This is a genomic window from Arthrobacter crystallopoietes, from assembly GCF_017603825.1.
Classification (GTDB): domain Bacteria; phylum Actinomycetota; class Actinomycetes; order Actinomycetales; family Micrococcaceae; genus Crystallibacter; species Crystallibacter crystallopoietes_B.
The window spans coordinates 3,179,024-3,205,632 of the sequence record NZ_CP072014.1; the positions used below are offsets into that span (position 1 = coordinate 3,179,024).

Annotated in this window: 22 protein-coding genes; 15 read left to right on the forward strand and 7 right to left on the reverse strand. The window is 64.6% G+C overall.

All coding sequences use genetic code 11. The features are described from left to right. Positions 1-15: 15 nt before the first annotated feature. Positions 16-909, reverse strand: a complete 894-nt coding sequence (gene serB, locus J5251_RS14560) for a phosphoserine phosphatase SerB (RefSeq protein ID WP_139003587.1) — start codon at positions 907-909, stop codon at positions 16-18. A 129-nt stretch (positions 910-1,038) separates the two neighbouring features. Here serB and J5251_RS14565 point away from each other — a divergent pair, with 129 nt between their 5' ends. From J5251_RS14565 to J5251_RS14590, 6 genes are all read left to right on the forward strand, one after another. Further along, the gene (locus J5251_RS14565) at positions 1,039-1,827 is read left to right on the forward strand and encodes an ABC transporter ATP-binding protein (protein WP_139003586.1); all 789 of its coding nucleotides are present in this window, start codon (positions 1,039-1,041) and stop codon (positions 1,825-1,827) included. 13 nt (positions 1,828-1,840) lie between these two features. After that, positions 1,841-2,617 (forward strand): sulfite exporter TauE/SafE family protein, encoded by a 777-nt coding sequence (locus J5251_RS14570; protein ID WP_139003585.1) that lies wholly within the window; start codon positions 1,841-1,843, stop codon positions 2,615-2,617. Next, positions 2,614-3,420 (forward strand): TrmH family RNA methyltransferase, encoded by an 807-nt coding sequence (locus J5251_RS14575; protein WP_208574402.1) that lies wholly within the window; start codon positions 2,614-2,616, stop codon positions 3,418-3,420. The genes J5251_RS14570 and J5251_RS14575 overlap by 4 nt, the downstream gene beginning before the upstream one ends. Before the next feature lie 177 nt (positions 3,421-3,597). Next, positions 3,598-3,852: a type B 50S ribosomal protein L31 gene (locus J5251_RS14580; protein ID WP_074702428.1), complete on the forward strand. Its 255-nt coding sequence runs from the start codon at positions 3,598-3,600 to the stop codon at positions 3,850-3,852. Positions 3,853-4,013: 161 nt separating this feature from the next. After that, positions 4,014-4,571: an NADPH-dependent FMN reductase gene (locus J5251_RS14585; protein WP_139003583.1), complete on the forward strand. Its 558-nt coding sequence runs from the start codon at positions 4,014-4,016 to the stop codon at positions 4,569-4,571. 82 nt (positions 4,572-4,653) lie between these two features. Continuing rightward, positions 4,654-5,715: a lipoate--protein ligase family protein gene (locus J5251_RS14590; RefSeq protein WP_208574404.1), complete on the forward strand. Its 1,062-nt coding sequence runs from the start codon at positions 4,654-4,656 to the stop codon at positions 5,713-5,715. Here J5251_RS14590 and J5251_RS14595 read toward each other — a convergent pair. Next, a complete protein-coding gene (locus tag J5251_RS14595) occupies positions 5,610-6,551 on the reverse strand; it encodes an alpha/beta fold hydrolase (RefSeq protein WP_208574407.1) in 942 nt (313 codons plus the stop codon). The two genes, J5251_RS14590 and J5251_RS14595, sit on opposite strands and share 106 nt — an antisense overlap. A 161-nt stretch (positions 6,552-6,712) precedes the next feature. Between J5251_RS14595 and J5251_RS14600 the strand changes: the two genes are divergently transcribed. Further along, positions 6,713-8,743: a hypothetical protein gene (locus tag J5251_RS14600; protein ID WP_208574409.1), complete on the forward strand. Its 2,031-nt coding sequence runs from the start codon at positions 6,713-6,715 to the stop codon at positions 8,741-8,743. Here the strand turns inward: J5251_RS14600 and pepN are convergent, their stop codons facing one another. Then, complete coding sequence (gene pepN / locus J5251_RS14605; RefSeq protein ID WP_208574411.1) at positions 8,744-11,365, reverse strand: aminopeptidase N; 2,622 nt, start codon at positions 11,363-11,365, stop codon at positions 8,744-8,746. Between the two features lie 102 nt (positions 11,366-11,467). Here pepN and J5251_RS14610 point away from each other — a divergent pair, with 102 nt between their 5' ends. From J5251_RS14610 to J5251_RS14625, 4 genes are read left to right on the forward strand one after another with little or no spacing between them, the layout of a single operon-like run. Then, on the forward strand, positions 11,468-13,033 hold the full coding sequence (locus J5251_RS14610) for a circularly permuted type 2 ATP-grasp protein (RefSeq protein WP_208574412.1): 1,566 nt from the start codon (positions 11,468-11,470) through the stop codon (positions 13,031-13,033). A 37-nt stretch (positions 13,034-13,070) separates the two neighbouring features. Next, the gene (locus J5251_RS14615) at positions 13,071-13,997 is read left to right on the forward strand and encodes an alpha-E domain-containing protein (RefSeq protein WP_139003577.1); all 927 of its coding nucleotides are present in this window, start codon (positions 13,071-13,073) and stop codon (positions 13,995-13,997) included. Continuing rightward, on the forward strand, positions 13,994-14,845 hold the full coding sequence (locus J5251_RS14620) for a transglutaminase family protein (RefSeq protein WP_139003576.1): 852 nt from the start codon (positions 13,994-13,996) through the stop codon (positions 14,843-14,845). The genes J5251_RS14615 and J5251_RS14620 overlap by 4 nt, the downstream gene beginning before the upstream one ends. 17 nt (positions 14,846-14,862) lie before the next feature. After that, positions 14,863-15,858 carry an adenosine deaminase gene (locus J5251_RS14625; protein ID WP_244250681.1) on the forward strand — a complete coding sequence of 332 codons (996 nt, stop codon included), beginning with the start codon at positions 14,863-14,865 and terminating at the stop codon, positions 15,856-15,858. Between the two features lie 32 nt (positions 15,859-15,890). Here the strand turns inward: J5251_RS14625 and J5251_RS14630 are convergent, their stop codons facing one another. Both J5251_RS14630 and glgC read right to left on the reverse strand, forming a co-directional pair. Continuing rightward, a complete protein-coding gene (locus tag J5251_RS14630) occupies positions 15,891-17,333 on the reverse strand; it encodes an SDR family oxidoreductase (protein WP_139003574.1) in 1,443 nt (480 codons plus the stop codon). A 115-nt stretch (positions 17,334-17,448) separates the two neighbouring features. Beyond that, positions 17,449-18,717, reverse strand: a complete 1,269-nt coding sequence (glgC, locus tag J5251_RS14635; RefSeq protein ID WP_208574414.1) for a glucose-1-phosphate adenylyltransferase — start codon at positions 18,715-18,717, stop codon at positions 17,449-17,451. 104 nt (positions 18,718-18,821) lie between these two features. Between glgC and glgA the strand changes: the two genes are divergently transcribed. After that, on the forward strand, positions 18,822-20,018 hold the full coding sequence (gene glgA, locus J5251_RS14640) for a glycogen synthase (RefSeq protein ID WP_208574415.1): 1,197 nt from the start codon (positions 18,822-18,824) through the stop codon (positions 20,016-20,018). Positions 20,019-20,071: 53 nt separating this feature from the next. Here the strand turns inward: glgA and J5251_RS14645 are convergent, their stop codons facing one another. Together J5251_RS14645 and J5251_RS14650 are read right to left on the reverse strand one after the other, a co-directional pair. Next, entirely contained in the window at positions 20,072-22,189 is a 2,118-nt protein-coding gene (locus J5251_RS14645; protein WP_208574416.1) for an acyl-CoA dehydrogenase, read from the reverse strand. Between the two features lie 10 nt (positions 22,190-22,199). Further along, complete coding sequence (locus J5251_RS14650) at positions 22,200-22,931, reverse strand: TetR/AcrR family transcriptional regulator (RefSeq protein WP_208574418.1); 732 nt, start codon at positions 22,929-22,931, stop codon at positions 22,200-22,202. 73 nt (positions 22,932-23,004) lie between these two features. Here J5251_RS14650 and J5251_RS14655 point away from each other — a divergent pair, with 73 nt between their 5' ends. Genes J5251_RS14655 through J5251_RS14665 form a run of 3 tightly spaced genes read left to right on the forward strand, consistent with a single transcriptional unit; the run spans position 23,005 to position 26,597 of the window. Then, positions 23,005-24,354, forward strand: a complete 1,350-nt coding sequence (locus J5251_RS14655; protein ID WP_139003569.1) for an acetyl-CoA C-acetyltransferase — start codon at positions 23,005-23,007, stop codon at positions 24,352-24,354. Positions 24,355-24,357: 3 nt separating this feature from the next. Beyond that, entirely contained in the window at positions 24,358-25,701 is a 1,344-nt protein-coding gene (locus J5251_RS14660; protein ID WP_208574419.1) for a 3-oxoacyl-ACP reductase, read from the forward strand. Beyond that, positions 25,698-26,597, forward strand: coding sequence for a MaoC/PaaZ C-terminal domain-containing protein (locus J5251_RS14665; protein ID WP_208574420.1), 900 nt, complete (start codon positions 25,698-25,700; stop codon positions 26,595-26,597). Before J5251_RS14660 ends, J5251_RS14665 begins: the two co-directional genes overlap by 4 nt. Positions 26,598-26,609: the final 12 nt, after the last annotated feature.

Below are 26,609 nucleotides of genomic sequence, written 5' to 3' on the forward strand. Positions count from 1 at the left end.
GCCCCTTGAAACCGCCTAGACACCGGCGAAGAGCCTGACGACGTCCAAATAAGGAATGTTGATCGCGGCGTCGGCGGCCTCGCGGACGGCCGGTTTGGCGTTGAAGGCCACGCCAAGGCCGGCGGCTGCCAGCATGTCGAGGTCGTTGGCACCGTCACCAATCGCGATGGTGTGCGCCAGATCGATGTCTTCCACCTGGGCCCACTCGCGCAGCGAGGCTTCTTTGGCGGCCCGGTCGACGACGGCGCCATCCACCCGCCCGGTCAGCGCACCCTCCGCGGAGCCCAGCAGGTTGGCCCGCCAGTAGGTGAGTTTAAGCTCAGAGGCCAGCGGATCGAGGATTTGGCTGAAGCCGCCGGATACCACCGCGACCACGTGGCCTGCGTCCAGGAATGCCTCCACGAGCTCGGCCGCCCCGTCAGAGAGTTGAACCTTCTCCCGGACCCGGTCGGTTACGTCCAAGGGCAGGTCCCGCAGTGTCTCCACACGCGCGTGCAGGCTCTCGGCAAAGTCCAGTTCGCCGCGCATGGCCGCCTCGGTCACGGCGGCGACCTCTGCACCCTTGCCGGCATGCTCGGCCAGCATCTCGATCACTTCCTGCTTGATCAGTGTGGAGTCCACGTCCATGATCAGCAGCTTGCGGTGTGGTCCCGCCAGTTCGGACGGCATGACTGCCGTTCCCAACGACTCGGTGATCACGGGTTTTACCGCCGCCCGCAACGCCGAGAGGCCGGCGGCGATATCGCCGTCGTACCCGACGGTCAGTACGGTGGCCCGGAAGCGGTCGTTGTTGAAGTTTTCCAGTTCCACAATGTCCCCGCCGGCCTTGGACACGGCGTGCTGGACGGCGGCAAGATAATCGTCGGGGAGTTCGACGCCGTAGGAAACAACGCGGAAAAGCGAGAGCATGCGGGGTGGATCCTTGTCTTCACGGCGGGGCCGGACGGATAAACAACGGGGAAATGTGCCGGATCCCATCATCGCTAACCGGCGTAGCGTTTGGCGAATGCTACGGCTTTTAGCCTAATGTCTACTCCTATGAGCGATGTTCTTGAATTTGCCGGAGTCAGCGTTGTCCGCGGGCGCAAAACCCTGCTTGACAGCGTCGACTGGCAGGTCAAGGACGGTGAGCGCTGGGTTATTCTCGGTCCGAACGGTGCTGGCAAGACTACGCTGCTGCAGATCGCCGGTGCTCGTCTCCATCCTACCAAGGGCGAAGCCGGCATCCTGGAAGAGACCATGGGCTCGGTGGATGTTTTTGAGCTGCGGCCCCGGATCGGATTGGCGTCGGCGGCGCTGGCCAACCAGATACCCGAGCATGAAACGGTCCTCAACGTCGTGGTGACGGCGTCCTACGGTGTCACCGGCCGCTGGCGCGAGCAGTACGAAAAGATGGACGAACGCCGCGCCTTCCGGCTGTTGAACCAGTGGGGCATGTCCACCTTCCTGAACCGCCCGTTCGCCACCCTGAGCGAAGGCGAACGCAAGCGCGTGCAGATCGCCCGTGCACTGATGGCTGATCCGGAACTGTTGCTGCTGGATGAGCCGGGCGCCGGACTGGATCTGGCAGGCCGCGAGGACCTGGTGCAGCGACTGAGCGAACTGGCCGCAGACGAGGAAGCTCCGGCCCTGGTCCTGGTCACCCACCACCTCGAAGAAGTTCCGCCGGGCTTCACCCATGCCATGCTCCTGCGCGAGGGCGGCGTGGTGGCGCAGGGCCCCATTGCCGAAGTCCTGACCGAAGAGAACCTCAGCTCGGCCTTCGATTTGCCGCTTGAGCTCAAGGAAGACGGCGGCCGGTACACCGCCGTCGCACGGCGCGGTTAAGCTCTGCCCCTAAATGGATTTACTGCAGGCTGGAATCATTGCCCTGGCCGGGCTCTGGGCCGGAACGATCAACAGCATTGTCGGTTCCGGCACGCTGGTCACCTTCCCCGTCCTGGTGGCTCTAGGCTTCGCCCCGGTGACGGCGACCATCTCCAATGCCATGGGTCTGATCGCCGGCAACGTCGGGGGAGTCTACGGCTACCGGCGTGAACTTTCCGGGCTCCGCAGCACGCTCAAGGTCCTGCTGCCTGCCTCGTTGCTCGGCGGCATCACCGGAGCGGCCCTGCTGCTGAACCTGCCCGAGGCAGTCTTTGAATACGCCGCCCCGTTCCTGATCGTGATCGCCCTGCTGTTCGTGGTCTTCCAGCCCCGGCTGCAGAAGTGGGTGCGTGAACGCGAGGCCGCCCAGGCCCGGGAGAAGAGCCACCCGTGGGTGCTGCTGTTCCTGGTCTACTTCGCCGGCGTCTACGGCGGCTACTTTGTCGCCGCCCAAGGCGTCCTGCTGGTCGGGATCCTTGGTGTGTTCCTGCACGGCACGATCCAGCAGGCGAACGCCATGAAGAACGTGCTGGTGCTGGGCGTCAACATCATTGCCGCCATCTCCTACATGATTTTCGCATTCGACCGGATCGACTGGTGGGTGGTGCTCATCATCGCGGTCAGCTCCCTCATCGGCGCCTTGATCGGCTCCGCCGTCGGCCGTCGGCTCAAGCCTATTGTCCTGCGGGGCATCATCGTTGTCCTCGGCCTCGTGGCGCTCTACGTGATGATCTCGAACCTCATCGCATGAACCTGCACTACCTGTCCTCGGCCCAAGATCCCTGCGTAGCCGACTACACCCAGTTGACCGACACCGCCCTGCGCCGGCGCCGCGAACCGGCCGAAGGCATGTACATCGCGGAGAGTTCCAAGGTGCTGCGCCGGGCCATCGCCGCCGGCCACACCCCGAGGTCTTTCTTCCTGGCCGAGAAATGGTTGGCGGACCTGGAGGATGTGATCACGCAGTTCCCGGATGTCCCGGTCTTTGTCGGCGCGCCCGAGGTCCTGGAAGCGATCACCGGCTTCCACCTGCACCGCGGTGCCATGGCCGCGATGAACCGCCCTGCCCCGCTGCCGGTGGCCGCGGTTCTCTCCGGCGCCCGCCGCGTGGTGGTGCTGGAAGACATCGTGGACCACACCAATGTCGGTGCCATTTTCCGTTCCGCCGCCGCCATGGGCATGGACGCGGTGTTGATCAGCCCCCGCTGCGCGGACCCGCTCTACCGCCGGAGCATCCGGGTGAGCATGGGTACGGTTTTCCAGATCCCGTGGGCACGGCTGGACGACTGGCCGGGCGAACTCACCCTGCTGGGCCAGGAAGGATTTACGACGGCGGCGCTGGAACTTACCGAGGATGCCATCACCCTCGATGAACTCGAGTCACGCGATTTCGACAAGCTCGCTCTCGTCTTGGGGACCGAAGGCGCGGGCATGCTGCCGGAGACCCTGGCCGGCGTCGATCTGAAAATCATGATCCCCATGCGCGCGGGCGTGGACTCCCTCAACGTGGCCGCCGCCAGTGCGGTGGCTTTCTGGGCCTGCCGCCACGACTGAAATGGTCCGGAGCATGGACCCGTGCCGCGAAAGGCCCGCTGCCAAGCCGGGCGGCCGTCCGGTTTCGACGTGTGGGCTTGGATACGGTAGTGTTTATTGCTGGTCCTGTGTGGACTGCTCTCTTTCCAATCCTTAAAGCCGCTGGCAAAATCCAGGGGCGCGATCAAAGGTTACACAATGAAGTCTGATATTCACCCGAAGTACGCCCCGGTTGTTTTCCGCGATCTGGCGTCCGGCGTTTCCTTCCTGACCAAGTCCACTGTTGGTTCCAACAAGACTGTTGAGTGGGAAGACGGCAACACCTACCCGCTGATCGAGGTTGAAATCTCCTCCGAATCGCACCCGTTCTACACAGGCAAGCAGCGCATCATGGACAGCGCCGGCCGCGTGGAGCGCTTCAACGCACGCTTCAAGGGCTTCGGCAAGAAGTAATTCTTCGCCCGCAGCTTCCGCGAATGCCCGTACCGTTCTGGTGCGGGCATTCGCGCTTTAACCGGACCCTCACGCCCTTGGAAGGTTAGGATGCGACTAGGCCCACCGTGCCGCAGCCACGAGCACGACTGAACCGCCTTCGTCGAATGGAGAAGTCCGCCATGTTGAAAATCGCGATCATTCTCGGCAGCACGCGCCCCGGCCGCACCGGCTCGCCAGTGGCCAACTGGGTCTATGAGCACGCCCGCCAGCGCACCGATGCCGAGTTCGAGTTGGTCGACGTCGCCCAGCAGAACCTGCCTCTGCTCGATGAGCCGCTGCCGCCGTCCACCGGGCAGTACAGCAAGGACCACACCAAGGCCTGGTCGGCGAAGATTGCCCCGTTCGACGGCTACATTTTCGTCACCGCGGAATACAACCATTCGGTTCCCGGCGCCCTGAAGAACGCCATCGATTTCCTCTACGCCGAGTGGAACAACAAGTCGGCCGGATTTGTCAGCTACGGCAGCGCCGGCGGCACCCGCGTGGTCGAACACCTCCGCGGGATCGCGGCCGAACTCCAGTTGGCCGACGTCAGGGCCCAGGTCTTCCTGCCCTTCGACGATGAATTCGACGACGACCAGGACTTCGTCCCCACGGACGAGGCCACCGAGGCCCTCACGCCGCTCTTCGACCAGGTCATCGCCTGGGCCGGGGCAATGAAGACCCTGCGCAGCTGACCTGCCCCGCTTTCGCGCATGGCCTCCCGCGGTGGTAAGACTGAAACGTTGAGTTGGTAGGCGTGGAATACAGGGAGCGCAGATGTCAGAACACCGGCACGGTGAATACAAGGTCCTCGGCGGCAAGCTGGTTGTCGCCGACCTCGACGTCCTTGATGGCCGGCTGGCCAATGTCTCGATCAGCGGCGACTTCTTCTTGGAACCGGACGAGGCTCTGGGGGACATCAACTCAGCGCTGAACGGACTGTCCGCGGAGGCCAGTCACGGCGAGTATTCCGCAGCCATTTCCGCCGCGCTGGCGGCCGACGTCGTGCTTTTCGGATTTTCGGCCGATGCGGTGGCCGTGGCAGTTCGCCGAGCCTTGGCCAAGGCGACTGGCTGGCTTGACCATCATTGGCAGGTCATCGGGCCGCAGACGCTGCCCATCCACCTCAACGTTGCCCTGGACGAGGTGCTGGCACGGCGGGTGGGCGAAGGCAAACGGCCGCCGGCCCTGCGCTTGTGGGACTGGGACGAGCCGTCCGTGGTCATCGGCAGCTTCCAGTCGGTGCGCAACGAGGTGGACCCTGACGGAGCCGAGCGCCACGGCGTCACGGTGGTCAGGCGGATCACCGGCGGCGGCGCGATGTTCATGGAGCATGGGAACGCCATCACGTACTCCCTGTACCTGCCACAGACCCTCGTGGACGGGCTGTCCTTCGAAGCCTCCTACTCGTTCCTGGATGCCTGGGCCATGGCCGCATTGAAGAAGGTGGGCGTTGAAGCCTTCTACCAGCCCCTCAATGACATTGCGACGCCGGAAGGAAAGATCGGCGGGGCTGCGCAGAAGCGGCTGGCGAGCGGCTCCATGCTGCACCACGTGACCATGTCCTATGACATCGATGCGGACAAAATGACCGACGTGCTCCGGATCGGCAAGGAGAAAATCTCCGACAAGGGCATCAGCAGTGCCAAAAAACGGGTCGATCCGCTGCGCCGTCAGACCGGGTTGTCGCGCACCGAGATCATCACCACCATGATGGATACCTTTAAAGACCGCTACGGGGCGGTGGAAGCCGCGGTTTCCGAAGAGGAATTGGCTGCGGCCAAGGAACTGGCGGCCACCAAGTTCGCCACCGACGAATGGCTTAACCGCGTGCCCTGAACATCCGGCGCAAGGAATTCCGAAACAAGGCGGTTGAAGTCGTCGGGGCGCTCGATCGCCGCAACGTGCGAGGCCCCGTCTCCACGGATGACTTCGAACCGTGCGCCGGGGATAGCATCGGCGACCTCGCGTGCTATCCAAGGTGGCGTCAGCAGGTCCTGCTCGCCTACGAGGACAAGAGTAGGTGCCGTAATTGCGCCCAGCCGGTCCAGGGCGTCGAACTGCAGGTAGGCATCTGCCTGCCGCCCGTAGGCCTCGGGACTCATTGGATACGGATTGCTTGCCAAGAGCGCGGCAGTGTCCTGCACAGCCTCGTGGTTCCGGAGGAAGGCTGTGGAGAACAGCGACACGAACTGCTGCCCGCCAAACACCTGCCCCGTAGCGTCGTTCGCCTTGACCCAGCTCCAGATCTGGATCGGGTCGACGGCGCTCCTAGCCGGCGCAGCTCCCGTTCCGGCCAGCACCAGCCGATCCACTCGGTCGGCGTGCCGTAGGGCGAATTCCTGGGCAATCATCCCGCCCATGGAAAGCCCCAACAGGTGGGTTCGGGCAATCCCCAGCGCGTCAAGCAGGCCGGACAGGTCATCTGCCATGTCTGCAATGGTGTACGGGTGGCTGGCTTTCGAGCTGCGGCCCGCGTCCCGGTTGTCGATAAGGACCACCCGGAACTGGGTGGACAGGGCCGGGACCTGCGCCAGCGTCCAGAGCGACGAGTCGTAGCCTATTCCCATCACCAGGACGAGTGCAGGTCCTTCTCCGTGAATTTCGTAATACAGCACCTGCCCGTTCGTCTGCACCGTTCCCGATGATGGCAGCTTCGTCTGGTTCGTGTTCATTTTGATGCTCCTTGTGAGTGACCCGTCATCCGCTCTCGGCGCCTCCCGAGGCCAGGGATCGGGCTTGTTAAACCCCTATGCGTGAGGAACACTGTTACTGGGGTAACCCCCGGTGTTACGCCGGAACCGGGTCTCAGCAGGCATGTGCGGATCGGTGAACGATGTACGACGACGCGGAAGCGCCGCTGGTAGAGCAGGCGCGCGAGGCATACTCCAGCGGCGAGTGGTCGCAGGCATACGACCTGCTCGTCGGACTGGACGCGCGCGACCCGCTTTCGGTGCAGGACCTTGGGCTTCTGGCCGAAGCCGCCTATGCGGCCGGTCATCTCGACGTGACGATCGAGGCATGGGAACGCGCGCATGCGGAGGCTGTGCGCCTCGGCGACCCGATCGCAGCGGCCGGTGCGGCTGCCCGCGTCGCCTTGCATCTGCTCATGGATACTGCTCTGATGGCGCCCATCCGCGGGTGGGTCAAACGGGCAGAGCGGCTCTTGGTGGGGCAGGAGGAGACGCCGGTCCATGCCTGGCTGGCAGTCATCCGGAGCTACGAGCGCCTGATGATAGGCGACGTCGGCACCGCACGCGAATGGGCCGGGCGGGCATTCGAGGTGGGATCGATCTGCGACCCGGCAGCGGCTGCCGTCGGCAGGGTGGCAGAGGCTCACGCCGTAATTCTGGAGGGGGACGTCCGCCGGGGCCTGATACTTGTCGACGAAGCCGCGGTGGCCGCTGTCTCCGGGGAACTGGATGCCGTATCGACGGGAATGGTTTACTGCGAGCTCGTGTGCATGCTCCAGGGGCTCGCTCAGTACGACCTCGCCGAGGAGTGGACGGAGGCCATGGAGCGGTGGCGCCACGGAAACGGTATCGGCAGCACCCATGGCCGCTGCCGTGTCCACCGCGCCCAGATCCTCCGGCTGCGCGGGGCAACCGCCGAAGCGGAGCAGGTGGCCCTGGCGGCCTGTGCGGAGCTCCGGCCATATCTTCGGCGCGAGTACGGGTGGCCACTTACAGAATTGGGCCGCGTGCGGTACCAGCTGGGCGATCTAAGTGGCGCGGAGGAGGCTTTCCTCGCAGCTCGCCAGACTGGGTGGGATCCGGAACCGGGACTCGCCCTTGTGCGGCTGGCTCTGGGCGACGTGGCTTTGGCAGCAGCATCCATCCGGGACTCACTCGAACATCCCTTGACCGTCCCTTCCAAGGAACTCCCGCCGAACACCGGACTTCGCCGGGCTCCGCTGCTGGCCGCGAGGGTCGAGATCGAAGTGGCGGTCGGAGACCTCGTGGCCGCCCGTGACGCCGCCGATGAACTTGTCCAGGTAGCCGCATCGTTCGAGAGCAGGGCATTGTCAGCCAGTGCGGCCATGGCGAACGGACGAGTGCGGCTCGCCGCCGGCGAGGTGCCCGGCGCCCAGAGTGCCTTCCAGAGTGCCGTCCAGCTGTGGAGCTTGGTAGGAGCACCTTACGAAGTCGCCTTGGCGCGCACCGGGCTCGCACAGGCGCACCGCGCTGCGGGGGATGAAATCAGTGCCGGCCTGGAGCTGGCGGCTGCCGATGCCGCCGTTGAAATCCTGAGAGCAGGCCATAAAACAGAAGAGCGCACACGCGGGCCCAATTCCTTTCGCCAAACAGGCGACTACTGGTTCATCTCGTTCGAGGAAAACACTGTTGCCCTGCGCGATCTGAAGGGACTTCGCTATCTAGCGCGGCTCCTCGCACATCCAGGCAGGGAGTTCCACGTGCTCGACCTCGTGTCGAGCGGGACTGATCCAGCTGCGGTCCATTCGGGTCTGCATGATCCCGAGCTCGCGTCTTCCGACGGGGGAGACGCAGGGGCGGTACTGGACGACCAGGCGAAGAACGCCTATCGTCGGCGGCTTGCGGAGATCGATGAGGACCTCGACGAGGCCCGTCTCATGCGGGACCGCGGACGCGTTGTCCAGGCGGAGGCGGAACGCGAGTTCCTCATCCGCGAGCTATCGCGGGCTTTCGGACTCAGCGGGCGCGGCCGGCGCGCCGGATCCGCATCCGAACGCGCCCGCGTCAGCGTGACCCGGGCGATCCGCCATGCCATGGACCGGATTCGTGAGCACGACCCGCCGTTGGCGGAGCACCTCGAGCGGGCCATCCGGACAGGGACTTACTGCGTCTACCTCCCGGACTCACGCCTCAACATGGCCTGGATAACCTGATCAGAATGGCTGGACCAACTGCCGCCCCTGCACAGTCAGCGCGCGGAGCAGATGGTCACGTTGCTCGATGACGATCCGGCGCAGCGCGGCCGGCGCGTCGCTGTGGCCGGCCAGCCATTCGTCAGTCCGGACAACGACGGCGTGCTGCCGCGGCTCGGTGCCCGGCTCGAGGTCCTGGGCGAGGGGATAGAAACCCCTGACAATGCGGCTCGCGATCTCGATGCTCTTCTGCGCCCAGACGCTGTCGATGCTTTGGAAGTACGGCTCGACGAAGGGATCCAACAGTTCATGGTCGGCGGCGGTAAAGCCGTCGATGGTCGCATCGAGCAGTTGGTTGGACAGTTCGGAGCCGGCCACTGCGTCTGCCCAGGCCTGCGCCTTGACCGCAGGATCGGGACGCGCTGTCATGGCTGTCAGGTGGCCGGCTCTGCCCGCTGCGGTCAGGTCCGACGCCAACTCCGTGTCCAGCTGCTCATGTGTGGCGTGGCCGGTGGCGGCGAGTGCCTGCCAGAAACGCCAGCGCAGGTCGCTGTCCAAAGTCAGCCCGCCAACGCTCTCAGTGCCGTGCAGCAGGTCTGCGATGTAGCCCGCATAGCGCGGCGTCGAGCGGGATAGTGCGGCCAGCGACCGGGCCCAGGTCAGCTGCTGGTCGCTGCCGCCTGCCGCCTTCCCCAGTTGCAGTCGAACGGAGTCAACAAACCGCTCCCGCTGCACCGCCCGCTCAGCTGCCGGCAGGTAGCGGTCCAGTGCGGTCCTGGCACCGTCGAGCAGCACCTGCAGCACGCCATTGTCCGACTCGGCGGGAGCGAAGCGTTCCACGGCGCCAACGTAGTCTGCCGGTGCCAGCAGACCGTCGCGGGTCATGTTCCATAAGGCTGACCAGCACAGGGCGCGGGACAACGGATCGGTGATCTTGTTCAGGGAAGCGAGTACGGTCTGCAGCGAGGCGGCATCGAACCGAACCTTGGCGTAGGTCAGGTCATCGTCGTTGACCAGCAGCAGCGCTGGGGCGGGCCGCCCCGCCAGCTCCGGAACGTCCGTTTCGCTGCCGGCCAGATCCAGCTCCACTGAATCGGTCCGCACCAGCGCACCTGCGGCGTCGAAGTTGTAGAATCCGAGCCGGAGCCGGTGCGGCCGGTCCACCATGCGGGCGGTAACGGGATCAATCGCATCCTGGAGCAGCCGCACCCGGGCCAGCCGATCGCCGTCGTACTCAATCTCCGGAACCAGCGTGGAAATGCCGGCAGTCTGCAGCCACAGTGTGGACCAGCGGCGCATGTCCCGCCCCGAGGCGTCGCTGAGGACGGTCAGGAAGTCGTCCAGACTGGTGTTCGAGTAGGCGTTGTCCCGGAAGTACTGCCGGGCGGCCCCGATGAAGGCGTCGAAGCCGACGTAGGCGACCAACTGCTTGAGTACCGAGGCGCCCTTGGCATAGGTAATTCCGTCGAAATTCTGCTTCGCGGCTTCCAGGTCCCGGATGTCGGCAACGATCGGATGCGTGGTGGGCAGCTGGTCCTGCATATAGGCCCAGGCCTTGCGGCGGTTGGCGAAGGCGACCCAGGCGTCCTTCCACGCGGTGGCTTCCACCAGCGCCAGCGAGCCCATGTAGTCGGCGAACGATTCTTTGAGCCAGAGGTCGTCCCACCACTGCATCGTGACGAGGTTGCCGAACCACATATGCGCCATCTCGTGCATGATGGTGTTCCCGCGTGCCTGGTACTGGGCATCCGTGGCCCGGGATTTGAAGACGTACGTCTCGGTGAAGGTAACCAGTCCGGGGTTTTCCATGGCACCGAGGTTGTATTCGGGCACGAAGGCCTGCTCGTACTTACCAAAGGGATAGGGGTACTCGAACAGCTCGTGGAAAAAGTCCAGTCCGGCCTTGGTGATCGCGAAAACTTCCGCCGCATCGAAGGCCTCCGCCAGCGATGCCCGGCAATAGGCACCCAGCGGGACTTCCAGTTCCGTGCCGTCCGCAAGGGTGCGCTTCCAGCTGTCCTCGACAAAGTGGTACGGTCCGGCGAGGACAGTGGTGATGTAGGTGGGAATGCGCTCGGTCGGGGCAAAGCGCCGGATCGAGAACCCGGGCGTAGAGGCCATCTCCTCACACACGGCCAGCGGGCTGTTCGAGGACACCTGCCAGTCCGACGGCGCAGCGACATTGAAGGTGAAGCTGGCCTTGAGATCGGGCTGCTCGAAGTTGGCGAAGACCCGGCGGGCATCGGCCGGTTCATACTGCGTGTACAGGTAGATCCGGCCGTCCGCGGGGTCCACGAACCGGTGGAGTCCCTCGCCGCTGCGGCTGTAAAGGGCAGTACCGACGATGGTGACCTGGTTTTCGGCGGCCAGATCCGCGAGGTGGACACGCGAGCCGTCTACGACGGCGTCCGGATCCAGCTGGATCCCGTTCAACATGACCGAGTGGATGCCATCGTGGATGAAGTCCACAAAGGTCCCGGCTCCCGTTTCATGGCACGTAAACGTGATGACGGAGCGGGAAATGTAGCCGGTTGCCTCCGGGTCCAGGACGCTTCGCAGGTCCAGCGCTACGTCGTAGCTCTCGACGTCGATCAGTTCTGACCGCCCGAGGGCTTCTGACCGGCTAAGATTCTCGTTCTTCACCCGGCCCATTTAACCACGGCGGCTGGTGCACCGGGCCGCTGTGAACACGCTGTTGTGGAGCAAAAGCGTGTGCCGGAGCCAAATACGTGAAACGCTTTTGCCATGTCGGACTTGTTTGAGGACTATGCCACCGCGGCGAAACGCAGCCCTGCCTTCGACGAGATGTTCGGCGCGGGCCAGTTGCCGCGCGCCGAGTATGCGCATGTAGCGGCCGCGCTGGGTGAATTGACGCTGGCGGACGTCACTGCGCGGGCCGATTCGATGGCCCGTACCTTTTTGGACCGTGGAGTCACCTTCGACTTCGCCGGTGAGGAACGCCCCTTTCCGCTGGATCTGGTGCCGCGGATCATCTCCGGGTCCGACTGGAACATTCTCGAGCGCGGCGTCACCCAGCGGGTACGGGCACTGGAGGCGTTCCTGGACGATGTCTATAACCGGATGTCGGTGGTGGCGGACGGCGTGATTCCGCGCAGGCTCATCACCTCCAGCGCCAACTTCCACCGCGAAGCGTACGGCTTCGATCCCGCCGGCGGCGTGCGCGTACATATCGCCGGGATCGATGTGGTCCGCGACCAGTCCGGCACCTTCCGTGTCCTGGAGGACAACGTCCGCGTTCCCAGCGGCGTGAGCTACGTGATTGAGAACCGACGCGCCATGGCGAAGGGCCTGCCGGAGGCATTCGGGCAGCAGCCCATCCGGCCGGTCGAGGAATACCCCCGGCGGCTGCTTTCGGCGCTGCGCAAAACCGCACCTGCCGGCGCAGAGGATCCGACCGTCGTCGTACTCACTCCCGGCGTTTTCAACAGCGCCTATTTCGAGCACACCTTGCTGGCCGGGTTGATGGGCGTGGAGCTGGTCGAGGGGCGGGACCTGATCTGCCGTGGCAACCGCGTCTACATGCGCACCACCGGCGGCGAGCAGCGCGTGGACGTGATCTACAAGCGGATTGACGACGAGTTCCTCGACCCGCTGCAGTTCAGGTCCGATTCAGTGCTGGGCTGCCCGGGCATCGTCAATGCGGCCAGGGCCGGCAACGTGACCATCGCCAACGCTGTGGGCAACGGCGTCGCCGATGACAAACTGGTTTACAGTTACGTGCCCGACCTGATCCGCTACTACCTGAGCGAAGAGCCCATCCTCCCCAACGTGGACACCTTCCGGCTGGAGGAACCCCAGGCCCGCGAAGAAGTCCTGGACCGGCTCGATGAACTGGTGGTCAAACCGGTGGACGGTTCGGGCGGCAAAGGGCTAGTGATCGGGCCCGATGCCACCAAGGAGGAGCTGGAGACGCTGCGCGCCAAGGTTCTCCAGGATCCCCGCGGCTGGATCGCCCAGCCGGTGCTCCAGCTGTCCACGGTGCCCACGATGTCCGGTGGCCAGTTCAGCCCGCGGCATGTGGACCTGCGCCCCTTTGCGATCAACGACGGCGACGACGTCTGGGTCCTGCCCGGCGGATTGACCCGGGTGGCGCTGAAGGAGGGGTCGCTGATCGTCAACTCAAGCCAGGGCGGCGGGTCCAAGGACACCTGGGTGCTGGCCGATGATTCCCCCGACGCGCAGGTCGAAACGGTCGGCAGTCCTGCGGTAGTGCCTGCCCCGCCGGTGCGGGAACGGGCGAGTGTCTGGCCCGTGGATTCAAACTGGCCCCGCAGCCAGCCTGAGCAGTAAAGGACTTTGTGATAGTGAACCAAGGAGGCAGGAATCGATGCTGAGCCGCATTGCGGAATCCCTGTTCTGGATAGGCCGGTATGTGGAACGCGCCGATGGCACGGCGCGCATTCTGGACGTCAATCTGGAGCGGCTGAACCAGTTGCAGCCGGAAGAGCAGCGCCTGGTGGCGCGGCAACTGCTTGGGATCATGGGCTCGCGCCCGGACAGTGACGACTTCGGCCTGGGTGATCTGCTGAACAAGCTGGCCTATGACCGGGTGAGTCCGACCTCCATCGCCGGTGCGCTCGGGGCCGCACGCGAAAACGCCCGCCGGGCGCGCGAGACCGTCTCCTCAACGCTCTGGGAAGGGCTGAACACCACTTGGTACGGGCTCAGCCAGCACCGCAAGGACGTGGTGGGCACCTACCGGTTCTGCCACTGGGTGCTGGAACGCACCGCCATGATCAAAGGCCTGGCCGATACCACCATGAGCCACGACGAGAGCTGGCAGTTCCTCGCCCTGGGCCGCAGCCTCGAAAGGGCGGATATGACGGCCCGCATGCTCTCCACCCAGGGGGTGCTCTCTGCCGGGCTGTCCTGGGTAAATATGCTGCGCTGCGCGGGAGCTTACGAATCCTTCCTCCGCACACGGCGCGGGGCCTCGGGTGAAGAACAGGCCGCGGAGTTCCTGCTGCTGGACAGGTTGTTTCCGCGATCCATTGTCTACGCGCTCAGCGACGCGGAAAAGGCCCTTGAGCGGCTGGATCCCTCCTACCAGCGGATCGGCTTCATCAATGACGCGCGCAGGATTGTCGGCCAAGCCCGCACCTTCCTGGAGTTCCACCAGCCCGATGACCTGCTGGCCGAGTTGCCCGAGCACATGGACCGTGTCCAGCGGGCCTGTGCCCAGGCCTCCGATGCCGTCACCCGGACCTACTTCGCCCAGCCCATCGATCTGTCCTGGGTAGGGGAAGTCTCATGAGCCGGCTCCGAATAGAACACCGAACCGGGTACCGCTACGACAACAGCGTCACGCTCTCCTACAACGAGGCACGAATGACGCCTCTCACTGACTCTCAGCAAGTGGTGCTGGAATCGTCCCTGACGGTCAGCCCATCGAGTGCCGTCGTCAGCAATTACCGTGATTACTGGGGCACCCGAGTGACGGCCTTCGACATGCAGACGGCGCACGACTTCCTCGAAGTCACGTCGCTGACCACGGTAGAGGTCCACCGCAGCCAGAGGATTCCGGCAGCGGAGGAAACAGCGGACTGGGACGTGCTGCGGTCAGATCCGGTCCTGGACGACTATGCCGATTGGCTCCCCCAGACGCGTCTCAGCGAGCCCGGAGAGGAGGTCCTGCGATCGGTGCGCGGGTTGACCGATGGTCTGCCGCCGCATGAAGCCGGCCACGCTCTCATGGCTTGGCTGAAGGCGGAGATGCAGTATGTCCCCGGCGTCACGGGGGTGCAGTCCAACGCTGAAGAAGTGTGGAACCACCGCAAAGGAGTCTGCCAGGACCTGGCACATCTGGGTATCGGCGCGCTGCGCGGCCTCGGCATCCCGGCCCGGTACGTCTCCGGGTACCTGCATCCCAAGCCCGACGCGGGGATCGGCGAGGCGGTAACGGGGGAGTCCCATGCCTGGCTGGAGTGGTGGGACGGAGAATGGCGCAGCTGGGATCCAACCAACGCCGGCCCGATCAGCGACCTTCATGTGTCCGTGGCACGCGGCAGGGACTACCGCGACGTCTCTCCGCTGAAGGGCATACTCTCCGGCGGCGGCCGGTCCGAACTCAAGGTGCAGGTCGAGGTAACCCGGCTGGCATGAAGACGCAGAGGAGCGAAATGACCGAGCTACCTACCGTGGAACTCCACATCCACATCGAGGGGACACTGGAGCCGGAGCTGATCTTCCGGCTCGCCGAACGCAACGGCATCGAGCTGCCGTATGGAGATATCGAAGAGTTGCGCCGGGACTATGAATTCATCGACCTGCAGTCCTTCCTGGACCTGTACTACAGCAATATGGCCGTGCTCCGGAGCGCGGATGATTTCGCCGACATGACCAGGGCATACCTGACGCGGGCCGCTGCCGCGGGGGTCCGCCACGCGGAAATCATGATGGATCCGCAGGCCCACCTGTCCCGCGGAATCCCCTTGGCCACCTCGGTGGGAGCCGTTGCCGAAGTGTTGGCGAAGAGTGAATCCGAATTCGGAATCAGCACTGAGCTGATAGCCGCATTCCTGCGGGATCGCCCTGCGGAAGAGGCAATCGCCGTACTGGACGACTTGCTTGCGATGGAAGTACCGATCATCGGCATCGGCCTGGATTCAGCCGAGCGGGGCAACCCGCCCGGGAACTTCGTGGCGCTGTACGAGAGGGCCCGACAAGCGGGCCTCAAATGCGTCGCACATGCAGGAGAGGAGGGGCCGCCGGACTATATCCGCGAGGCGCTGGATCTGCTGGCGGTGGACAGGATCGACCACGGCATCCGGTGCATGGAGGACGAGGCACTAGTGGAGCGGCTCGTCGCCGAACAGGTTCCGCTCACGGTCTGTCCGCTATCCAACGTGCGGCTGCGAGCCGTGGACACGTTGCCCGAGCACCCTCTGCCGCGGATGCTGGAGCGCGGCCTGAACGTGTCCGTAAACTCGGACGATCCGGCGTATTTCGGCGGTTATATAGACGAGAATTTCCGCCAGGTACGGTCGGCCTTCGGATTCAGTACCGCCCAGATGGCCGATTTGGCCGCCAACTCTGTCATGTCGGCCTTCCTAACAGACTCGCGCCGACGCGAATTGCTGGCCGAGGTGGAACAGTGGCGGCATCAGCATCCGTAGCTTGTAACAAGGACGTAGGGCTGTTCCCGGATCTACCACGGTGACGGCTTGTAATCCTTCAGGAAGCAGCCGTAGAGATCAACGCCTTCCTCCCCTTGGACCACGGGATCGTAAACACGGGCCGCACCGTCGACGAGATCCAGCGGGGCGTGGAAGCCCTCGTCGGCCAGCCGCATCTTGGTATGGTGCGGCCGCTCATCGGTAATCCAGCCGGTGTCCACGGCAGTCATCAGGATGCCGTCCTCAGTGAACATTTCTTCGGCGCTGGTCCGGGTGAGCATATTCAATGATGCCTTGGCCATATTGGTGTGTGGATGGCCTGGCCCCTTGTAGCGGCGCGAGAACTGGCCTTCCATGGCGGACACGTTCACGATGTACTTCCGCCGCGCGGACGAGGCGGCCATGGCAGGTCGCAGCCGGCTGACCAGCAAGAACGGCGCAGTCACGTTGCACAGCTGGACCTCGAGCATTTCAAGCGGATCCACCTGGTCCACAACCTGCGTCCAGCTGTTAATGTGCGTGATGTCCGGCACCAGTCCACCGGCGTCGATCGCTGTTCCGTTGCTGATCCGGTCCGGCGTCGCGGAACGGGCGGTCAGCGCCAAGGCCGTGATCTCGTCCGCCGCGAGCACGGGATGGGAGGAAACCGACCCCGCCAAGGCGATCGGATGCTTGTCATGGGCGTGGCCGAAGGTCACCAGTTCGGGGACAGCACCGGCCCCGGCAGACAGCGGCTCCGATTCGGCGTCCACGAGAGGACGGTAGGCGTTGGGGGAGCGGCGAACGGTCTGGGCGGCATTGTTGATCAGGATGTCCAGCGGGCCCGCTTCGGCGACGGAATCGGCCAGGGCGATGACCTGTGCCGGATCGCGTAGATCGATCCCGACAATGCGCAGCCGGTGGATCCAGTCCGCGCTGTCTTCCAGCGCCATGAAGCGGCGCGCCGCGTCCTTGGGGAAACGGGTCGTGATCGTGGTGTGGGCACCGTCGCGCAGCAGCCGCAGGGCGATGTACATGCCGATTTTGGCGCGGCCGCCGGTCAGCAGGGCACGTTTGCCGTGCAGGTCGGCCCGCGCTTCCCGCTTGCCGTGGCTGAATGCGGCGCACTCGGGGCAGAGCTGGTGGTAAAAGGCGTCCACCTGGGTGTACGGCTGCTTGCAGATGTAGCAGTTCCGCGGCCGGATCAGGTGCCCCGCGACATCGCCCCGGGCAGAGGAGGTCAGCTGCAGCCCCTGGGTTTCGTCGTCGATCCGGTCCTCGGCCGCGGTAGCAGTCCGCGACATGACCTCCCGGTCGGCGGCAGCAACGGCGTCGCGCTTTTGGATCTTGCGGTGCCGCTTGACGGACTTGAACATCTTCCCGGTGGCGCGGCGCACTGCCACATAGTCCGGATGGTCCTCATCCAGGACATGGATCTGTTCGAGCACTTTCACGCACGCGGCGATTTCTTCCGGGGTCAGGTCTGGCTTGCTCATGTGGTGCTGTTTCACTCCGGAAGACTTGGCTGGGGAAGGCCCGCATCGATACCGGGCCTTGCCAAGTTTACTGCCCCCCGGGCGCCATCGTTGAACCCGGGGGACAAGGGTGTGCCTAAGGCGTGGCCACCGGTGACGGCTTCTGGAGCAGCACCTCCTGGCCCTTGCTCAATACGGTCAATCCCGAGTCGGTCACGGTAAAGCCGCGCGCCCGGTCAAGCTCGGCATCCACGCCGATCGTGGCCCCGGCAGGCACGCGTACATTCTTGTCCAGAATGGCGCGGCGGACCACGGCACCCTCACCGATGGAAACCTTGGACATCAGGACACTGTCCGAGATCTCCGCCCGTTCGGCCACGAAGACATCCGTGGCGAGAACCGACCCGGAAACCTGCGCGCCGGAGACCACAACGCCCTGGGACAGGATCGAATCAAGCGCGGTACCGGCGGCGCCGCTGACACCACGGACCAGCTTGGCCGGCGGAGAGACGGACTGCCGGGTGTAGATGGGCCACTCAAGGTTGTACAGGTTGAACGCCGGAAGCGGGCTGATCAGATCCATGTGCGCGTCGTAGTAGGAATCCAGCGTTCCGACGTCGCGCCAGTACTGCTGGTCGGCAGCCGTCGAACCGGGCACGTCATTGGCCGTGAAGTCGTAGACGGCAGCCTCACCGCGGTTCACGAAATACGGGATGATGTCCCCGCCCATATCGTGGTTGGTGTCCAGCCGTTCGGCATCCGCTTCCAAGGCAGCCAGCAATGCGTCGGTGTTGAACACGTAGTTGCCCATGGACGCCAGGAAACTGTCCGGATCATCCGGCAGGCCCGGGGTGCTGGCGGGCTTTTCGACAAAGGCCTTGATCCGAGTCGGCGCCTGCGGGTCTGTTTCGATCACGCCGAACTGGTCAGCGAGCCGCAGCGGCTGGCGGACAGCGGCGACGGATGCCGGTGCGCCACTGGCAATATGGTCCTCAACCATCTGGGAGAAGTCCATCCGGTACACGTGGTCCGCGCCGATGACGACGACGATGTCCGGGTTTTCGTCATGGATCAGGTTCAGCGACTGGTAGATGGCGTTGGCACTGCCCAGGAACCAGCTCTTGCCGCGGCGCTGCTGCGCCGGCACGGATGCCACGTAGTTGCCCAGCTGGGTTGCCATCCGCCAGGTCTCGGAGATGTGCCGGTCAAGACTGTGCGATTTGTACTGGGTCAGCACCACAATCTTCCGGTACTCCGAATTCACCAGGTTGGACAGCGCGAAATCGATCAACCGGTAGCTGCCGGCAAACGGCACGGCCGGTTTTGCCCTGTCTGCCGTCAATGGCATCAACCGTTTGCCCTCGCCGCCTGCTAAGACTACGGCGAGAACTTTCTTCTGTGGCATTGCATCTTCCCCGTTCAGTCGCTTAGTTCGTCCGTGAACCAACTATGAAGTCCCCCACGACTTCAGACTAGAGGAGAACCTGCGGGTGCACTACGTTAGGTTTCGTGCGGATAGATATTGTGACGAAGGAATTCCCCCCTGCCATCTATGGCGGCGCCGGTGTTCATGTGGCCGAGCTCAGCCGTGTGCTGGCAGACAAAGTGGATCTGCGCGTCCACGCCTTCGGGGCTGACCGCCCCGCCGACTTCCACGGGGCGACGGTGCGCAGCTATGCTGTTCCGGTGTCCCTGAACGAGGCCAACCCCGCGGTCCAGACCCTTGGAGTTGACCTCGAAATGCTCGCGGGTATCGAGGGCGCCGACCTGGTCCACTCACACACTTGGTACGCCAATATGGGCGGACATCTGGCCAGCCTGTTGCACAACATTCCGCACGTGTTAAGCGCGCATTCACTCGAGCCGCTGCGCCCGTGGAAGGCCGAGCAGCTCGGCGGCGGCTATGCGGTTTCTTCCTGGGTTGAGAAGACTGCTTATGAGGCTGCGGCGGCGATCATCGCGGTGTCCGCCGGAATGCGGAACGACATCCTGCGCAGTTACCCCAATGTGGACCCGGACAAGGTGAAGGTCGTCCACAACGGCATCGATGTCGAACTGTGGCAGCGGGATGAAAACGACGACGCCGTTCGCGCCCTGGGTATTGATCCATCCCGTCCCAGCGTGGTGTTCGTGGGCCGGATAACGCGCCAAAAGGGCGTGCCGTACCTGCTGCGTGCGGCCAAGCTGCTGCCGCCCGAGGTGCAGGTTGTGCTCTGCGCTGGCGCGGCCGATACCCCGGAACTCGGTGCCGAGGTCAACGCCCTGATCGAAGACCTGCGCACGGAACGCGACGGCGTGGTGCTGATTGAGCGGATGCTCCCCCGGAACGAGCTTATCCAGGTGCTCAGCCATGCGACGGCCTTTGCCTGCCCGTCCATCTATGAACCCCTGGGCATCGTTAACCTCGAAGCCATGGCCTGCGGTGCGGCAGTCGTCGCGAGCGCCACAGGAGGCATTCCGGAGGTTGTCGAGCACGGCGTCACCGGAACGCTGGTCCCGCTGGAACAGGTCCAGGACGGTACGGGAACGCCGCTGGATCCGGAAAAGTTCGTGCAGGATTTCGCGGCAGCATTGACCGAGACGGTCAGCGACCCGGTCCGCGCCCGGAAGCAGGGCGAGGCCGGGCGCCGCCGGGCGGAAGAGCATTTCTCTTGGCACTCCATCGCGGAGACCACGCTTGATGTCTACCGCAGCGTACTGAAGTAGCGTGCTCAGCCCCGCCGAGCCGGCAGCCTTGGTCGGCGGGGCTGAGCATTAGGTCAGCTCCCGGCCGTTGCCTGGCGTTTGTCCCGCTTGTCCGCCGCCTTCTGCCGGGCGATCAGGATTTTCTCATCCACGGGAGCCTCTCCGCTGGCACGGCGTGTACGTGCATAGGCCATGGCTTCTTCCTGGCGCATGCTTTCCGCACCGGAGGCGATGCTCGCGCGAAGGTGCTCCGGGCCGTAGCCAAAGGCATCCACCAGGTCCAGCGAGAACGGGCGAAGACGGGCAAGCAGCCTGTTGATGTAGTCCCCGAGCGTCCGGGCGCGCTGTGCGGAGAGCCGGCCGTTCATCAGGTACCAGCCCAGGTTTTTCTCCACCAGACCCAGCCCGAAGAGGTCACGGACCCAGGTAAGGACCTGGCGGGTGTCCCGGTCCTCGATGCCGGGTAGTGCCCGGGTGAAGGCCTCCCACTGCAGCAGCTCCGCATGCGCGCGCGCCGCCTCGATGAGCTCGTTCTGGTGTTCATTGAACAACGCTGCGGCTTCGGCCTGCGGCAATCTGCTGGTGCTGCGCAAAGCGTTACCCGCCTCCTTGACCATCGCGGACACCCGCTCGGTAAGCAATTGGCGCTGGGTGTTTTCATCCTTGAGGTAATTGGCGGACTTCTTCTCCGAGCCGCTGTCCACAAAGGTCTGGGCGACCTGCCGCAGGCCGGTCCTATGCAGCGTGGCGTCTGCGGCCTTGTGGGCCACCCAGCGGGCCATCACGCCGAAGTCCGCATGGCGGAATTCCTTGGCATAGTCCGACAGCAAACGCTTCGCGACCAGCTGCAGCAGGACGTTGTTGTCCCCCTCGAAGGTCGCGTAGACATCCAGATCCGCATGCAGCGACGGGAGCCGGTTCTCGGCGAGGAATCCGGCGCCGCCGCAGGCCTCGCGGCACTCCTGAATAGTGTCAAGGGCGTGCCAGGTACTCAAGGATTTGAGGGCCGCGGCCAACGTCTCCAGGTCCTGCCTGTCTTCGTCGGTGTCGTGGGTTCCCGAAAAGACGCCGTCGAACTGTTCGAGCAGTTCCTCGTGGGCGAAGGACGCTGCATACGTCGTCGCGAGCAGCGGCAGCAGACGACGCTGATGGCGCTGGTAGTCCATCAGCACTTCTTCGACAGTGTCCGAAGCCCCGTTGAATTGTCGCCGCTCGTTGGCATACTTGATCGCGATGGACAGCGCTACCTTGGCTGCGGCTACGGCGGCACCGTCGAGCGATACCCGGCCCTGCACCAGCGTGCCCAGCATTGTGAAGAAGCGCCGGCCCGGGCTGGCAATGGAGGAGCTGTAGGTGCCGTCTGCGGCGACGTCCCCATAGCGGTTGAGCAGGTTGGTGCGGGGGATACGGACGTGGTCAAAATGCAGACGGCCGTTGTCGATGCCGTTCAAGCCGCCCTTAAGGCCATCATCCTCACCGCCGACGCCGGGCAGGAAGTTCCGCTGTTCGTCGCGGATGGGAACAAAGAAGGCATGCACACCGTGGTCTACCCCGCGGGTGATCAGCTGCGCAAAAACGACGGCGGCAAGCCCGTCCTTAGCCGCGTTGCCCAGGTAGTCTTTCCACGCTGCCCGGAACGGTGTGTGCAGCACGAACTCCTCGCTCTGCGAATCGTATGTCGCTGTGGTGCCGATGCTGGCGACGTCGGAGCCATGTCCCGTTTCCGTCATCGCGAAGGCGCCCCGAATGTCCATGTTCATGATCCCCGGCAACCACTTGTCGTGGTGTTCCTTAGTGCCTAGGTGGAGCACGGCTGACCCGAAGAGCCCCCATTGAACACCGGCCTTGATCTGCAAGGACGGATCCGCCACCACGAGCTCTTCGAAGCCTGCGATGTTGCCGCCGTGGTTGTCTTCTCCGCCGAGGTATTTCGGGAACGCGCGGTGGACCGCCCCGCTGTCCACAAGGTATTTGAGCTGACCGGATACCCGTTCCCGATGTTCGGTCATGGTCAGCCCGTCAATGCCCTGGACCTCGGGGCGGCCGGCCAGCTCGCGTGCTTGCCGGCGGATGTCCGCCCAGTTGCCGAGCAGATGGCTGCCCAGCGCAGCAACATCAACGGCGGCCGGGGCCGTGATGCCGTCTTCCGGGAGTTCGGGGGCGCTTGTGCTGGTGACTGTCACTTGGGTCATCCTTGATCCTTCAGCTGGTGGTTTTGTTCTTGTTGCTAGTGCTGCCGCCGGCCTTCGACGTGATCTGGGCGATGCCGTCAAAGAGCCAACCGGTGAGCTGCTCGGTCATTTGCTCCCTGCTGGGCTTATCGTCGCCTTCGGGTGCTCCGAGCCAATGTTCACCGGCCGCGCGGACCATGCCGATGGCGGCGGGAGGCCAGTATGCGGCGGCTTTGAGCTGGGCTTCGGTGCTCTTGCCGGCTGTGAGGTGGGCACGGAACGGAGCCTCCATCATGGCTGTCACGGCGGCGAAGAAGTGGCTCAGGACCGCTGCGCCACCGGCAACCTCCGGCTCCATTCCCGTCACCGCAGAGGTTTCGGCTCCGCCGGGCCTGGTAACAAACGCATAGACATGGGGTGATGATTCTGCCATTTGCAGGTAGACCGAGACCATCGCACGTAGCCCTTCGCGGGCCGTTGTTGCGGTTTCCGCCGCTTCCTGCAGTTTGATCTGCATGCGTCCGATCACCACTTCGCCGACCGCGCGCTGGAGACCCGCCTTATCACCGAAATAGCGGTAGAAGACGGGTTTCGAGGTGCCTGCTGCCGCGGCGATCTCTTCCATCGAGGCATCCGGGCCCAGCCGGTGTACAGCCTGCCGGGCGGCCCTGATGAGCTCACGGCGCCGGGTAGCCCGGTGGGCATCCCACCGCGCCGATCGTCCATCTGCCGCAGGTTGTCCGGGCGCAAGAGCTGTATTCACGATACTCAGCGTATCAGGTACGCTAGGTAGCAGTAACTACCCGATTTTCCACCGAGCTCCGAGGAGAACGCCCATGGCTGCTTCACCCGATGTGTCCGCCGCTTCCACTGACTCCACCGCTGGTGCGGGAATCCGCAAGGCGGTAGTCATCGGTGGAAACCGTATCCCCTTCGCCCGCGCCAATGGCGCCTACACCAAAGCCAGCAATCAGGACATGCTCACCGCAGCCCTCGACGGCCTGGTCGCCCGTTTCGGCCTGCAGGACGAACGCATCGGCGAAGTCGCCGCCGGGGCGGTGCTCAAGCATTCCCGGGACTTTAACCTCACCCGCGAAGCCGTGCTCGGCTCTGCGCTGTCGCCGGAGACGCCCGTTTACGATCTGCAGCAGGCCTGCGCTACGGGACTGGAAACGGTTATGGGACTGGCGAACAAGATCAAACTGGGCCAGATCGAATCGGGAATCGCGGGCGGTGTGGACTCCGCCTCAGATGCGCCGATTGCAGTCAGCGAGGGACTGCGCGCTGTGCTGCTGGAGCTGAACCGCGCGAAGACGCTGCAGCAGAAGCTCACCGCCGTGGCCAAACTCAGGCCGAAGGACCTGGCGCCCAATGCCCCGGGGACGGCCGAACCTCGTACCGGGCTGTCGATGGGGGAGCACCAGGCCCTGACCACCGCTGCCTGGAACATCTCCCGGGAAGCACAGGACGAACTGGCCCTGGCGAGCCATAGGAACCTGGCCGCTGCCTACGACCGCGGCTTCTTCGACGATCTGGTCACCCCGTACCACGGCCTCACCCGCGATGCGAATCTTCGCGCCGACACCTCACTCGAGAAGCTCGGCAAGCTGGGGCCGGTATTTGGCAAGAGCCTTGGTGAAAAGGCGACCATGACCGCGGGAAACTCCACGCCGCTGACCGACGGTGCGTCGACCGTACTAATCGGTTCGGAAGACTACGCCCGCGCGCACGATCTGCCCATGCTCGCAGACATAGTCGACTCGGAAGCGGCAGCCGTCGACTTCGTGCACGGCAAGGAAGGGCTGCTGATGGCACCGGCCTACGCCGTCCCGCGGTTGCTGGCGCGGAACAACCTCACCTTCGAGGACTTCGACTACTTTGAAATTCACGAAGCATTTGCCGGCACCGTACTGAGCCACCTGGCGGCGTGGGAGAGCGAAGAATTCTGCCGCAACAAGCTCGGGCTGGATAAAGCGCTCGGTGCCATCGACCGCAGCAAACTCAACGTCAACGGCTCATCGCTCGCGGCCGGTCATCCCTTCGCCGCTACTGGGGGACGGATCGTAGCGACGCTGGCCAAGCTGCTCCACGAAAAGGCGGTAACAGAAGGCAACCGCGGACGCGGATTGATCTCGGTCTGCGCAGCAGGCGGCCAAGGCGTAGTCGCCATTCTGGAGGCCCGCTAAGCCATGTCGGATTCCTACCTGACATTTGTCAACAACGGACTGTCCAAGAGCATTGCGAAGAAGCTTGGCCTGCCACGGCCGGCCATCCTGCGGCGCTACCACCCGGGCCAGCCACTGGTTCCCGGACCCGTGCTCCTGATCGGCAGCAGCGCCGGTACCGAGGCGCTGGCCACGGAACTGCTGGTGTGGGGACTCGATGTGCGCCGGCACGCCCGGCCCGAGGAAAAGCTGGGGGCGATCATCGCCATGCTGGACGAGGTATCCGGTCCGGAGGACCTTGCCGAACCGATGCTGGCCGTCGGCTCCTCGCTGCGGAGCCTTCTCCCGGGCGGGCGCGTCGTGACCATTTCCCGCCCGGCGTCCGCTGCGGGTTCCCCGGCACTGGCCGCCGCCCGGCAGGGGATCCAAGGTGCGCTGCGCTCCCTCGCGCATGAACTGCGCGGCGGCGCCACCGGCAACGGCATCCTGCTCGACGACGGCGTGGATGCCAAGGCCCTCAGCGCCTTGGCGGCGCTGCGCTTCTTCCTGTCCGGACGCAGCGCCTACGTTGATGGCCAGTTCCTGCTCGTCGGGTCGCCACAGGGGGAGCTGCCGGCGGACTTCGACCGGCCGCTGGCGGGGCGGGTCGCCGTTGTCACCGGTGCAGCCCGTGGCATTGGCGCTGCCATAGCCAAGGTCCTGCACCGCGACGGCGCCCGGGTTATCTGCGTGGATGTACCGGCCGCCGGCGAGCAACTGGCAAAGGTATCCAACGAAACCGGCGGAACGGCGCTGCAGCTCGATATCACCGATGAAGCCGCCGGGCAAAAAATCCTTGAACACGCCCGCAGTCGCTACGGAAGGCTGGACATCGTGGTCCACAATGCCGGCATTACCCGGGACAAACTGCTGGCGAACATGGATGCAGCCAAATGGAATTCGGTGATGAGCGTCAACATCGCCTCCCAGCTGCGGATCAACGAGGTCCTGCTGGCCTCCGAGCTGTTCCCGCAAGCTCCGCGCGTGGTCTCGCTTGCCTCGACCAGTGGCATCGCCGGCAACCGCGGGCAGACCAATTACGCGGCTTCCAAAGCCGGGGTTATTGGGATGGTTGCCGCCTCCGCGGGGGCCTTCGCCGAACGCGGCGGTTCCATCAACGCCGTCGCTCCCGGCTTCATCGAAACGGAGATGACGGCGAGGATACCCATGGCGACCCGGGAAATCGCACGCCGAGCTCTGCCGTCACTGCAGCAGGGCGGACTTCCGCTCGACGTCGCCGAGACGATTGCCTTCCTGGTCAGCGATGCGGCCGGCGGCATTAACGGACAGACCCTGCGGGTCTGCGGCCAGAGCTTGGTGGGCGCATGAGCACCCGCGAAACCATTGCGCTCCCGGAGCTGCCGTCCCTGTCCAAGCTGTATGTCAGCGCCCTCTCAACGGCTGCGAGGACCAAGCTGGGTTCACTGGAACGGAGCCATGCACTGCCCCACGTGCAGCACACCGTCGCGGACGTGCAGGTCAGCCTGGAGCACGTCACCACGTTCCAGCACCTATTGCACGGCACGGTGCGGGACACCCTGCCTTCTGTGTTCGTCCACTCGGTGGCGTTCCCGGTAGTCATGAGTGTGCTGACGCGTCCGGATTTCCCGCTCCCGCTGCTGGGCATGGTCCACTTGGGCAACCGGGTTCGGCACCTGCGCAGCATCGACTTCAGCGAACCTCTGACGGTCACGGCCTGGGCGGAAAACCTGGCCGGTCATCATGCGGGCACCTGCCTGGACGTGCGTGTCGATGTCCAGGCAGCGGGGGAGAATGTCTGGGAGGGGACGTCCACCTACCTGGCCAAGGGACTGTACCTGCCCGGGCTGGACAAGACGAGCCGCCCCGAACGGCAAGACTTCGTGCCGCCCCAACCGACGGCAAAATGGCGCCTTGGCCCGGAAGCGGGACGGGAGTATGCCGCCGTCTCCGGCGACTTCAACCCGATCCACCTGAGCGCACTGTCCGCCAAGATCCTCGGCCTTAAACGTTCAATCGCGCATGGTATGTATTTGGCCGCCCGGGTCATCAACAGTGTCGAGGCCGTCGCAGCGGAGCCGTTCGCCTGGGACATCGAGTTCGCCGCGCCCGTGTTCCTGCCGGCCACGGTTGCCCTGCGGATCGAGGACCACGAAGCGGCCGGCCGGTGGGACTCTGCGGACTTCACCGGCTGGGGCGAGCGCAGCCACCGCAAGCACTTCAGCGGCAGCGTCCGCGCCCTCTGAGCCGCGGAAGTA